Below are 12,549 nucleotides of genomic sequence, written 5' to 3' on the forward strand. Positions count from 1 at the left end.
CACGTCCGGTTCGGCGAGTGTCGATTCATCGAGTGCCGATTCATCGAGTGTCAGGGTCCACGGGAATGGTTGACGAATCCGCTGGGAAGCCGACCGCGCTCCAGGTGCGGCGGAGGAAGCGCACGGCCCTCATCGCGATCCTGAGCGCCCTCACGCTCGTGGTCGTGGCGGCGGTGATCGCGATCGTCTACATCGGCAGCCTGGCAACGACGTTCGACACAAAGACGCAGAAGATCCCCGCGGCCTTCCCCCAAGAGTCCACGCGGCCGTCCGAATCCGCGCCGACCGCCCCCGACGGCAAGACGCCCATCAACATCCTCCTCGTGGGCACGGACAGCCGCGGCGCCACGATCGAGCAGGCCGAGGCCGGGATCCCCTCGGACCAGCGATCGGACACGATGCTCCTCGTGCACATCCCCGCGGACCGGAAGAGCGTCTACCTCATCTCGATCATGCGCGACCTGTGGGTCCCGATCCCCGGACACGGGAGTGCGAAGGTCAACGCCGCCCTTGCCTTCGGGGGCGTTCCCCTCATGGTGCAGACCGTCGAATCCCTGCTCGGCCAGCGCATCGACCACGTGGTCTTCATGGACTTCTCGGGCTTCAAGGACCTCACGAACGCCGTGGGCGGAGTCACCGTAGACGTCAAGATCCCCTTCACCGCCGGCCAGACCTCGAACTACCACTTCGACGCTGGCCCGCAAACCATGAACGGCGACCAGGCGCTCGCCTACGTCCGCGAGCGCTACGCGTTCCCCGACGGCGACTACCAACGCGTGCGCGACCAGCAGAACTTCATCAAGGCCCTCGTCGGGAAGCTCGCGTCCCCCCAGACGGTCGCCAACCCCGTGACGGTCGCGAACGTGGTCAACGAGCTATCGCCGTACCTGACGGTCGATTCGTCGTTGAACGCAGCCGCGGTCGCCAAGCTCGGTTTCGAGCTCCGCGCTGTCCGCGCGAGCGACATCGTCTCCTTCACGCTCCCCACGAGCGGAATCGGCTGGTCCACCGACGGGCAGTCGATCGTGATCTTCAACGCCCCCGCGACCGCCGCCCTCGCCACCGCTCTGGCCAAGGGCTCCATGCCGCAATACGTGAAGGACAACGACCTGACGAACGGGAACTAGCGTCAGCCCCGGCACCGATGTCGGAGCGAGTGGCTAGGGTGGGCTCATGAGCGAAGCCCCCTCCCGTGCTGCCACGCCGGCCACCGCCGTCCCGCCCGTCGCGAAGAAGGTCCCCTCCCCGCGTGAGCACCACGGCGACGTCTTCGTGGACCAGTACGAGTGGCTGCGGGAGAAGGAGGACCCCGAGGTCGTGGCCCACCTCAAGGCGGAGAACGCGTACACCGAGACGGTGACCGCGGGACAGCAGCCGCTCCGCGACGCGATCTTCGAGGAGATCAAGGGCCGTACGCAGGAGACGGACCTCTCGGTGCCGAGCCGTCTGGGCGACTGGTGGTACTACTCGCGCACCATTGAAGGCAAGCAGTACCCCGTGTACTGCCGCGTGGCCGCGTCCGGCGCGGCGGGCGACGTCGAGGCCTGGACGCCTCCCGCCGTCGTTCCCGGGGAGCCCGTCCCCGGCGAGGTGGTGCTGCTGGACGGCAACGCCGAAGCCGAGGGCAAGCCCTTCTTCGCGCTCGGCGGCGCAACGGTGAGCCGCGACGGCAGCCTGTACGCCTACTCCGTGGACAACGCGGGCAACGAGACGTTCACGCTCCGCATCAGGGACCTCCGCACGGGCGATCACCTCCCCGAGGTCATCGAGAACGTCTTCTACGGGCTCGAGTTCTCGACCGACGGCGGCCGCCTCTACTACGTCGTCGCCGATGAGTCGTGGCGCCCCTACCAGATCCGCGTCCACGTGCTCGGCACGCCCGTCGAGCAGGACGCCGTGCTCTACGAGGAGGGAGACGTGGCCCAATGGACCTCGATCGACCTCTCCGGCGACCGCCGCTGGCTCCTCGTGAGCGTGGGCAACTCCGAGTACAGCGAGACGCGCTACCTCGACCTCGACGACGCCGAGGCGCGGCTCGAGCTCCTCCTGGGTCGCAGCGAGCGCATCCTCCATTCGGCGGAGCTCTTCGAGCACGACGGCGCTGCCCAGGTCCTGCTCGTCCACAACCGGGACGCGGTCAACAGCATGGTCTCGACCGCGCCGCTCGCCGAGTTCACGAAGCCCCTCGCGGAGCAGCGCTGGACCACGGTCGTCGCTCACGACGCCGCCGTCAAGATCGAGGGCGCCGAGGTCACCGCGAGCCACCTGGTCGTCGCGCTCCGCCGCGACACGATCGAGACGGTCCGCTTCGCGCCCCTCGCCGGGGCCATCGCCGCCGCGGAAGCCGGCAGCGCGCCGTCGTTCGCGGAGCCCGCGTTCGGCGAGGAGCTCTACACGGCCGGCGCCGGCGTCTCCGACTATCGCGCGCCGGTCGCGCGGCTCAGCTACACGTCCTTCTTCACGCCGCCGCGCGTCTACGACTACGTCCTCGCGACCGGCGAGCTCCTGCTGCGGAAGGAGACGCCGGTGCTGGGCGGCTACGACCCGCAGGATTACGTCGCCGAGCGTGCGTGGGCGACGGCCGACGACGGCACCCAGGTTCCGCTGTCCGTGCTGCGGAAGGCGTCGGTGCGGGCGGACGGGACGAACCCGGCGCTCGTGTACGGGTACGGCTCGTACGAGGTGAGCATGGACCCCGCGTTCGCGATCCCGCGGCTGAGCCTCCTGGACCGCGGCGTCGTGTTCGTGGTCGCGCACATCCGCGGCGGCGGGGAGCTGGGCCGCCGCTGGTACGAAGCCGGCAAGAAGCTGCTCAAGCGGAACACGTTCACGGACTTCGTCGCCGCGACCGATTGGCTCTCGGCCTCCGGCTGGGCCGATCCCGCGCGGATCGCGTGCATGGGTGGCTCCGCCGGCGGGCTGCTCATCGGCGCGGCCCTCAACCTCGCGCCGGAGAAGTACGCCGCCGCCGTCGCGCAGGTGCCGTTCGTCGACGCGCTCACCACGATCCTCGACCCCGAGCTGCCGCTCTCGGCGCTCGAGTGGGAGGAATGGGGCAACCCGATCGAGGACTCAGAGGTCTACGCGTACATGAAGTCGTACACGCCGTACGAGAACGTGCGCCCCGCCGGTTACCCCGCGGTGGCCGCCGTGACGTCGTTCAACGACACGCGTGTCCTGTACGTCGAGCCCGCGAAGTGGGTCCAGGTGCTGCGCGAGGCGACGACGAGCGCGCACCCGATCGTACTCAAGACGGAGATGGACGCGGGCCACGGCGGCGCGTCGGGGCGCTACGAGGCGTGGAAGGACCGGGCCTGGGACTACGCGTTCATCGCGGACGCGCTCGGGGCACGGAACGTGATCAGCTGACGAGCCTGATCAGCTGACAAGCTGGGGCCTGCTCGCGCCCTCGGGCGCGAGCAGCCCGTCGGCGACGATCGCGAGCATCGACGCGACGGCGTCGGCCGGGATCTCGCTGTTGTCCGCCACGGCGGCCACGCCACCCACGAGTCGGCTGATCTGCATGGCCTCGACGCCGGGCCGCAGGGCGGGGGCGAGCGCGTCGATGACGCGCTGGTTGGCGCCGAGATAGGTCTGGCACTTCGCCGCGAACGGCGAGCCAGGATCACCCAGCGCGGCCGTGATGCGCGCGGCCGCGCCCTTGTGCTCGGTGAGCATCGCGGCGTAGGCCGTGAGCCACGCCTTGAGCTGCTCGCGCGCGGGCGCCTCGAGGGTGAGGGCGCGCTCGACCGCCGAGTTGACCCTCTCGGCCCAGGCCTCGAGGACCGCGTCGTAGAGGTCCTCCTTGGTCGGGAAGTGCCGGTAGAGCGTTCCGGTGCCGACCTCTGCCGCCTTCGAGACCTCGTCCATCGAGACGGCGTCGTAGCCCTTCGTCCGGAAGAGCATGCGCGCCACTTCGACGATCCGATCGCGGTTGCGGCGAGCGTCAGCGCGCACAGAAACCACTTCCTCTCAAACCTGTTCCCTGATGCCCCGGTCCTCTTAACACCGGTGCTCTCACATCCACTTGCAAACCGGAGACAGTCTCCGTATAGTTCTAAGCGGAGCATCTCTCCCCTTAGTGTACGCCTACCTTCAGGACTCATACTCATGGCTCCCACCATTGCCACGCGCGCCCCCAGCGGGGTCGCGCCCACCAGCCGCCGCGCCGGTAACGTCGGCCTGTGGCTGGTCATGCTCGCTCAACTCATGCTTGTCCTCGACTCCACCGTGGTGAACGTCGCCCTTCCGCACATCGCGACCGATCTCCACTTCTCCAGCTCCGAACTCAGCTGGGTGCTCAATGGCTACGCGCTCGCGTTCGGCGGGCTCCTGCTCCTCGGCGGCCGCGTCGGGGACGTGATGGGCCGGCGCCGCACGTTCCTCGTGGGTGTGGCGGCCTTCACGCTCTTCTCGCTCCTCGGCGGACTCGCCACCTCGCCGCTCCTGCTCGTCATCGCCCGCGCCCTCCAGGGCCTCGGCGCCGCGTTCGCAGCCCCGAGCGTGCTCGCGCTCATCACGACGTCGGCGAAGGACGAGGGCGCGCGCAACCGCGCCCTCGCGCTCTTCTCCGCGATCGCCTCGATGGGCGGTGCACTCGGACTCATCCTCGGAGGCGTCCTCACCGACACGACCAACTGGCGGTGGACCCTCTTCATCAACGTGCCGATCGGCGCCGTCGTGCTCATCATGGTGCCGCGCCTCGTCGCCGAAACCCCACGCCGCACGGGCCGCTTCGACATCCTCGGCGCGGTCACGGCCACGGGCGGCGCCGTCGCGATCGTGTGGGCGCTCATCCAGGCGCCCGACTACGGCTGGTTCAGCCCCCGCACCCTCGGCGGCCTTGTGGTCGGCGCCGTGCTGCTCGCACTGCTCGCCTACACCGAGCGCAGGGTTGCCCACCCCCTGCTCCGCCCGCAGCTGCTCCGCAGCCCGAGCCGCGTGAGCGCGCTCGCGGCCATGGCAGCGACCTACGGCGGGATGCTCGCGATGTTCTTCCTCATGGTCCAGTACCTCGAGGACCAGCTGCACTTCTCGCCCCTCGTCACGGGCCTCGCGTTCCTCCCGATGCCGCTCAGCATCTTCGCGATGTCGCGGATCATCCCGCGGCTCGTGGAGCGCATCGGGGCCGTCCGCCTCGTGATCATCGGCGCCGCGCTGCGGGTGGTCGCCTTCCTTCCGCTCACGCAGCTGGGCTCGAACACGAGCTTCGCCCTCGTCGCCGTCGCCCTCCTGTTCACGGGAATCTCGGCGGGCATGACGTTCATGCCGCTCACGACACTCGCGCTGCGCAACGTCGAACCCGAGCACGCCGGGTCAGCGTCCGGCCTGTTCCAGACGATGCAGCAGCTCGGCGGCGCCGTGGGGCTCGCCATCGTGGCGTCCACGTTCGCGGCATTCGCGGTCCCGGGCGACTTCGTGACCGGCGGGCGGGCCGGATTCTGGTCGGCCACGATCCTCTCCATCGTCGCGCTCGCGGCCGTCGTCGGGCTCGCCGTGAGGCGGAACCGGGAGGCCTAGGCCTAGCCGGCGCCCGCCGCCACCGAAGCCACCTTCTCGCCGCCACCGAAGTCACCTTCTCGCTGTCCGCAGTTACCTTCTCGCCCACAAGTCAGCTTCGAGCTGACTTCTCAGCGAGAAGGTAACTGCCATCGGCGGGAAGGTGACTTTGTTTCCTTGACACATCCTCGCGCATGGGATTACCTAATGAACATTCGGTAAAGAAATGCGAGGAACCTCTATGAGCGACGCTGCTCACCCGGACACACTGGCCCACCGAGACGCCCTGGCCCACCGAGACGCCCTGGCCCACCCGGCGCATGCGGCACACCACGCCACGCCGCTCCCCTCGCCCGCGCACCCCATCCTCACCGACGACTACGCAACGGAATGGATGGGCCTCGAGGTCCTCGCCCTCGGGGATGGGTCAGCGACCGTCGCGACCACCTTGCGCCGCGAAATGCTCAATGGCTTCGGGATCGCCCACGGCGGAATGATCTTCGCCATCGCCGATTCCGCGTTCGCCCTCGCGTGCAACCCGCACACGCCCGAGGAGGACGACAACACGATCACCGTCGCCGCCGGCGTCGACGTCAACTTCCTCGCGCCGGCGGACGTCGGCGAGCGCATCACCGCCGTCGCCGCCCGCCGCGCAGCGGCCGGCCGAAGCGGGCTCTACGACGTCCAAGTCTTCGCGACGTCGGCTTCCGAAGCAGCGCGTTCCGAAACTGCGCCCACCGAACCCGCGCCCACCGAACCCGCGCCCACCGAACCCGCGCCCACTCAGGCCGCGTCCACTCAGGCCGCGTCCGACGGCGCGTCCCCGGCTCGAGTGCCCGAGCCTCGGCTCATCGCCGAGTTCCGGGGCCGTTCGCGCACCATCCCCAAGCGCTAGGCGCCGACCCAGGCACGAGGCGCGGCCCCGCCGTCGTACGCCCCGCCCAGTCGCTGCCGCCCGCCCCCGCCCCCAGCCCACCCCGAAAGAGACACCGTGACTCAGACCGCCGCCAACACCACCGCCACTCCCGCGCGAGATAAGTCAGACTTCGGCCCCGCGATCCTCGACGCCGAGGAGACCATGTCGCGCGACCAGATCGAGGCCCTCCAGCTCGCCCGCCTCCAGGAGACGCTCTACTACGCGTACAGCCACGTCGGGCTCTACCAGCGCAAGTTCGACGAGGCCGGGGTTCATCCCAGCGATCTCAAGGAGCTCGCCGATCTGGCCAAGTTCCCCTTCACCACGAAGGAGGACCTCCGCCAGGAATACCCGTTCGGCATGTTCGCCGTCCCCATGGACCACGTGGCCCGCATCCACGCGAGCTCTGGCACCACGGGCCGCCCCACGGTGGTGGGCTACACGCGCCAGGACCTGGACACGTGGGCCACGCTCGTGGCCCGCTGCCTGCGCGCCTCGGGCGTCCGCCCCGGCATGAAGGTGCACAACGCGTACGGCTACGGCCTCTTCACGGGCGGGCTCGGCGCGCACGCCGGCGCGGAGAAGCTCGGCGCGACGGTGATCCCGATGTCGGGCGGCCAGACCGAGAAGCAGATCCAGCTCATCGGCGACTTCGCCCCGGACGCGATCCTCTGCACGCCGACGTATCTCCTGACCATCGGCGACGCGATGATGCACAAGGGCCTCGACCCCCGCGCGACGTCGCTCAAGTACGCCGTGCTCGGCGCCGAGCCGTGGACGCAGGAGATGCGCCACGAGCTCGAGGAGATGTTCAACATCAAGGCGTGCGATATCTACGGCCTCTCCGAGGTCATGGGTCCCGGCGTCGCGGGCGAGTCGGTCGAGACCCAGGACGGCAGCCACGTGTGGGAGGACCACTTCCGCCCCGAGATCGTGGATCCGTTCGACCTCACGAGGACCATGGCGGACGGCGAGACGGGCGAACTCGTGTTCACGTCGCTCACCAAGGAGGCCCTGCCGATCATCCGGTACCGCACGAAGGACCTCACGACGCTCCAGCCCGGCACAGCCCGTCCCGGCCACCGCCGCATGGGCCGCATCTCGGGGCGCAGCGACGACATGATCATCCTGCGCGGCGTGAACCTGTTCCCGTCGCAGATCGAGGAGATCGCGCTCCGCATCCCCGCGCTCAGTCCCCACTTCCAGCTCGAGATCACCCGCCCGAACCGCATGGACGAGCTCACCGTGAAGATCGAGCCGCGGGAAGGGACGACGGCGGAGCAGCGCACCGCCGCGGGCGCGGCCCTGCGCCAGCAGATCAAGATCCACATCGGCTCCTCGTGCCGCATCGACGTGGTCGAACCAGGCTCGCTCGAGCGCTCCAACGGCAAGCTGCGCCGCATCTACGACCTCCGCACCAAGGGCTGACCAAACCCGGCTGGCCGAACCCCGGCTGGCCAACCCGACCTAGACTGGACCCCATGCCTTCCGCCGCTGCGACTGAGACCCCAGGGCCAGATTCTTCTGGCCCCGCGCCCGCCGGACGCCGGGGACGCCCCGGCTACGATCAGCGGTCCGTGCTGAAGGTCGCCGTCGAGGTGTTCAACCGCCACGGCTACGACGCGACCTCCATGGGGATCCTCGCGGAGAACCTCGGCATCTCGAAGTCGGCGATCTACCACCACGTTCCCTCGAAGGAGGACCTGCTCGCGCTCGCGCTCGAGCAGGCCCTCGGCGGGCTCGAGTCGGTGTGGGAGGCCCCTGAGGTGCATGAGGGCACGGCCGAGCACCGCCTCGAGTTCGTGGTGCGCTCGACCGTGGCGGTTCTGACCGAGCGGCTGCCGTTCGTGACCCTTCTGCTGCGGCTGCGGGGCAACACGGAAACCGAGCGGAAAGCCATGGAGCGACGCCGCGCCTTCGACCGCAAGGTGGCCGAGCTGATCGACGAGGCCCGTGCGGAAGGGACTCTGCGGAGCGATATCGACCCGCGCACCGTCTCGCGTCTCCTGTTCGGCACCATCAACTCGATCGTCGAGTGGTACCGTCCCGGGGGCGCCCTCACGCCCGAGAAGCTCGCGGATGATGTGGTCGCGGTCCTGTTCGACGGGCTACGCGCAGGCTGACTCTTTGAGGACGGGTCCGAGGGTGAACTCTTGCTGAATTGATCGGCAACTCCTGCTTCGGGGGTAATCGGCGGGACTAGGGTCTTCGCGGGGGACGCGTATGACCGCTCTCGAGAAGGACTATCAGATGCCGAAATTCAGCGTCCGCGCTGCAGCCGCGACGAGCGCTCTCGGGCTCGCTGTTGCTGCGGGCGGAGCCATCACCGCCGCGCTGCCTGCCCAGGCCGCACCTTCCACGACCACCACGCCGATCAAGCACGTCGTCGTCATCTTCGGCGAGAACGTCTCGTTCGACCACTACTTCGCGACCTATCCGAACGCCGCCAACACCGCGGGTGAGAAGGTCCAGGGGACTGGCGCGCCGGCGTCGTCCTTCACCGCGGCGCCCAACACGCCCAAGGACATCAACACGCTCGCGAACGCGAACCTGCTCGCGCCGAACAACCCGAACTCGGTGCAGCCCTCGCGGCTCACGCCCGGCCAGGCCGTCACATGCGACCAGGACCACGAGTACACCGCGGAGCAGAAGGCCTTCAACGGCGGGCTCATGAACAAGTTCGTCGAGAACACGAGCACCGACACGTGCAAGGCGCCGATGTACTCGGCTCCCGGCCTCACGATGGACTACTACGACGGCAACACCGTCACGGGCCTGTGGAACTACGCTCAGCACTTCGCCATGAGCGACAACAGCTTCAGCGACACGTTCGGGCCGTCCACGCCGGGCGCGCTCAATCTCGTCTCGGGCCAGACCCACGGCGTGACGAGCATCGACGCCCTCACCGGAAAGCAGACGGCGACGCCTGACTCCTACACGGTCAAGTCGCCCAACGCGCAGGGCGTCGGCACCGTGACCGAGGACCCCGACCCCGCCTTCGACGACTGCTCGGACAACAGCCGCAACGGCAAGCCCTACCCGCTCGCCGCGATGAGCGGCAAGAACGTCGGCGACCTCCTCAACGAGAAGAACGTCTCGTGGGGCTGGTTCCAGGGCGGCTTCACGCCGAACGGCACGAAGAACATCGCGGGCACCAATTACGCACAGTGCACCACCGCGCACGCGAACATCGTCGGCGCGTCCCGCACCGACTACAACCCGCACCACGAGCCGTTCCAGTACTACAAGTCGACGGCCAACCCGCACCACCTCGCGCCGGCCTCCGACGCCGAGATCGGCCACAACGGCCAGGCGAACCACCAGTACGACCTCACGTCCTTCGACAAGGTCGTGAACTCGGACAACATGCCGGCCGTCTCCTTCCTCAAGGCGCCGAACTACCAGGACGGCCACGCCGCCTACTCGGACCCGATCGACGAGCAGAAGTTCGTCGTCGAGCAGATCAACGCGATCCAGAAGTCCAAGAACTGGGACTCCACGGCGATCGTCCTCGCCTATGACGACTCGGACGGCTGGTACGACCACGTCGCGACGAAGGTCCTCAACGCCTCGAACGATCCTGCCGCCGACGCCGCGATCTGCACCGACGCTGCCAAGGCCGGCACGCCGATCCTGGGGGGCTACGCCGACCGCTGTGGCCCCGGCCCGCGCCAGCCGCTCCTCGTCGTCTCGCCGTTCGCGAAGCGCAACTTCGTGGACCACACGGTCACGCAGCAGTCCTCCATTCTCCGATTCATCGAGGGCAACTGGGGCCTCGGCAGCCTCGGCGACGGCTCGTTCGACCAGATCGCCGGCTCGCTCGGGAACCTGTTCAACTTCAACGCGCAGCCGCGCCGCGACGGCCTGATCCTGGACCCCGCCAACGGCACGGTGGTCCAGGCCGCGTATTGCGCGGACAACAGCGGCCAGCACCTCGGCCAGGGCGGTTCCTGCCAGTAGCCGCCCTCACCCTCCCGCTCCCGGGGGCGCTTGCGTCCCCGGGAGCCACGGGGAGACGCTGGTCGTATGGCCGTCCAGATCTCCCGTGAACTGAAGCGCCTCGTCCCCCAACTGCGCTACGAGCCGACCGCCAAGCGGCTCCGCGCGCGGCTGGGGGACGAGCTCATTCTCGACTCGCACCGCGCGATCGTCGTGTGGGAGCCCGGGCGTCACCTTCCGGTCCACGCGGTCCCCGAGGACGACGTCGTGGCTCGCCTCGAGCCGGCCGCCCCGGGCGAGGGCCGCGCGAACCATACGGCCGACGGCGAGCTGCTCACCGTGAGGGCGGGCGCCCACACCGCGGCCGGCCAGGCGTTCCGCCTCAGCGACCCCGACCTCAGCGGCTACATCGTGCTCGAGACGGACGCGTTCGACTGGTTCGAGGAGGACGAGCTCGTCGTGGGGCATCCCCGGGACCCGTTCGCCCGGATCGACATCCGCGCGACGTCTCGCCGCGTCCGGGTGCTTCTCGACGGAGCCGTCCTCGCCGCAACGACGCGCTCCGTGATCCTCTTCGAGGGCCAGCTGCCGCCCAGGACGTACATTCCGCGCGAGGACGTGAACTGGGGCCTCCTCCAGCCCGTGGAGCTCGTGACCGTCTGCCCGTACAAGGGCCACGCCCACTATTGGACTGCACCGGGGCTCGGGGACGGACGGCCCGTCGCGTGGTCCTACGGCCCCGAATTTCCCGAGATGGCGCAGATCCACGGCCTCGTAGCGTTCTTCGACGAGCGCACCGACGTCGAGGTGGACGGTCGGATTCCTGCGCGGCCGGCCACGGCCTGGACGTAAGTGATTAAGTGATAACAGCTTGGCAACGTCCGCTCACAAGCGCTTGGAATCGGAGTGAGCGCGTGCCTACACTCACAGACGTGACCTGCATCTCAATGGCGCGATGCAGGTTTTTCTCTGCCCTCCTTTGTTCCGTACGCCGAACCTGACAGGGTGACATCATGCCCTCCTTGCCGGTGACCCGTCGGTCTGCCCTCGCGCTGGTTGCGGCGCTGGGTGCCACGGGCGCACTCGGTGCGTGCACGCCGTCGTCCGCTGAATCGTCGGCGTCCTCGCGGGCGAGCGGGGCCAGCCCCAAGAAGAGCCCCGCCCCGGAGGCCACCGGCCCCGGAATGCCCCGGCTCGTGGGCACAGTGGCCGAGCACCTCAGCTCGCCGTGGTCGCTCGCGCCCGCGGCGGACGGCTCAGCGTTCGTTTCGGAGCGCGTCTCGGGGCGCATCCTCCGCATCCCGTCCGGCGGCGGAGCGGCCCAGCCCGTCGGCCAGGTCACGGTGCGCCAGGGGACGCGCGAGGGCGGGCTCCTGGGCCTCGAGGCCTCCCCGACGTTCGAGCGCGACGGGCTCCTGTACGCGTACTACACGGGCACGTCAGGCCCGGGCATCTCGGAGACCGACGCAGCCGCCGACGCGAATCGCGTGGTAAGCCTCGCCTGGGACGGGAAGAAACTCGGCGACGAGCGCATGATCGTGAGCGGCATCCCCGCGTCCGTGATTCACGACGGCGGCCGGATCCGCTTCGGCCCGGACGGCCACCTCTACATCGGGACCGGCGACGCCAACACACGCACCTTGAGCCCCGACCTGCTCAGCCTCGGCGGGAAGATCCTGCGGGTCGCGCCCGACGGCTCCCCCGCGCCCGGCAACCCGTTCGGGACCGACGTCTTCAGCTATGGCCACCGCAACGTCCAGGGGCTCGCGTGGGACTCGCACGGCCGCCTGTGGGCGAGCGAATTCGGGCCCGAGCGCAACGACGAGCTCAACCTCATCACGGCCGGCGCGGACTACGGCTGGCCGACGGTCACGGGCACGGCCCGAAACGGGCGGAGCGTCCCCGCGGCCTTTGTCTGGCCCTCGGCCGCGGAGGCCTCGCCGAGCGGCATCGCGGTGGTCGACGACGTCGCCTACGTCTCGTGCCTGCGCGGCGAGCGACTGTGGCGCGTTCCGCTGCCCGGTCCGGGCTACACGCCCGACGGAAGCGGCACGCTCCCGGGGGCCACGGAGCACTTCCGGGGCCAGTTCGGCCGCCTGCGTGACGTCGCGCCCCTGCCCGGCGGGAAGGAGCTGTGGCTCCTGACGAACGAGGGCGACGCGTCGAGAATTCTCCGCGTCGCCCTGTGACTGGCT

General features: G+C 69.3%; 10 protein-coding genes. 9 read left to right on the forward strand and 1 reads right to left on the reverse strand.

The window, feature by feature from the left end; all coding sequences use genetic code 11:
• Positions 1 to 65: 65 nt before the first annotated feature.
• Together ACOKR1_RS16770 and ACOKR1_RS16775 are read left to right on the forward strand one after the other, a co-directional pair.
• Positions 66 to 1,127, forward strand: coding sequence for an LCP family protein (locus tag ACOKR1_RS16770; RefSeq protein WP_422934065.1), 1,062 nt, complete (start codon positions 66 to 68; stop codon positions 1,125 to 1,127).
• 46 nt (positions 1,128 to 1,173) lie between these two features.
• The gene (locus ACOKR1_RS16775; RefSeq protein ID WP_422934066.1) at positions 1,174 to 3,369 is read left to right on the forward strand and encodes a S9 family peptidase; all 2,196 of its coding nucleotides are present in this window, start codon (positions 1,174 to 1,176) and stop codon (positions 3,367 to 3,369) included.
• 9 nt (positions 3,370 to 3,378) lie between these two features.
• Here the strand turns inward: ACOKR1_RS16775 and ACOKR1_RS16780 are convergent, their stop codons facing one another.
• The gene (locus ACOKR1_RS16780) at positions 3,379 to 3,957 is read right to left on the reverse strand and encodes a TetR/AcrR family transcriptional regulator (RefSeq protein WP_422934067.1); all 579 of its coding nucleotides are present in this window, start codon (positions 3,955 to 3,957) and stop codon (positions 3,379 to 3,381) included.
• 153 nt (positions 3,958 to 4,110) lie between these two features.
• On the opposite strand from ACOKR1_RS16780, the gene ACOKR1_RS16785 reads away from it, so the two are divergent.
• The 7 genes from ACOKR1_RS16785 to ACOKR1_RS16815 all read left to right on the forward strand — a co-directional run bounded on the left by ACOKR1_RS16785 (position 4,111) and on the right by ACOKR1_RS16815 (position 12,543).
• The gene (locus ACOKR1_RS16785; protein WP_422934068.1) at positions 4,111 to 5,520 is read left to right on the forward strand and encodes an MFS transporter; all 1,410 of its coding nucleotides are present in this window, start codon (positions 4,111 to 4,113) and stop codon (positions 5,518 to 5,520) included.
• Between the two features lie 220 nt (positions 5,521 to 5,740).
• Entirely contained in the window at positions 5,741 to 6,394 is a 654-nt protein-coding gene (locus ACOKR1_RS16790; protein ID WP_422934069.1) for a hotdog fold thioesterase, read from the forward strand.
• Between the two features lie 183 nt (positions 6,395 to 6,577).
• Positions 6,578 to 7,843, forward strand: coding sequence for a phenylacetate--CoA ligase PaaK (gene paaK / locus ACOKR1_RS16795; RefSeq protein ID WP_422936674.1), 1,266 nt, complete (start codon positions 6,578 to 6,580; stop codon positions 7,841 to 7,843).
• Between the two features lie 53 nt (positions 7,844 to 7,896).
• A complete protein-coding gene (locus ACOKR1_RS16800) occupies positions 7,897 to 8,538 on the forward strand; it encodes a TetR/AcrR family transcriptional regulator (RefSeq protein WP_422934070.1) in 642 nt (213 codons plus the stop codon).
• A gap of 127 nt (positions 8,539 to 8,665) precedes the next feature.
• On the forward strand, positions 8,666 to 10,375 hold the full coding sequence (locus tag ACOKR1_RS16805) for a phospholipase C (protein WP_422934071.1): 1,710 nt from the start codon (positions 8,666 to 8,668) through the stop codon (positions 10,373 to 10,375).
• 66 nt (positions 10,376 to 10,441) lie between these two features.
• Complete coding sequence (locus ACOKR1_RS16810; RefSeq protein ID WP_422934072.1) at positions 10,442 to 11,206, forward strand: DUF427 domain-containing protein; 765 nt, start codon at positions 10,442 to 10,444, stop codon at positions 11,204 to 11,206.
• A gap of 161 nt (positions 11,207 to 11,367) precedes the next feature.
• Positions 11,368 to 12,543, forward strand: a complete 1,176-nt coding sequence (locus ACOKR1_RS16815; protein WP_422934073.1) for a PQQ-dependent sugar dehydrogenase — start codon at positions 11,368 to 11,370, stop codon at positions 12,541 to 12,543.
• The last annotated feature ends 6 nt before the right edge of the window (positions 12,544 to 12,549 follow it).

Origin of the sequence: Sinomonas sp. P47F7, assembly GCF_049332655.1 — a bacterium.
In the GTDB taxonomy this organism is placed as follows: domain Bacteria; phylum Actinomycetota; class Actinomycetes; order Actinomycetales; family Micrococcaceae; genus Sinomonas.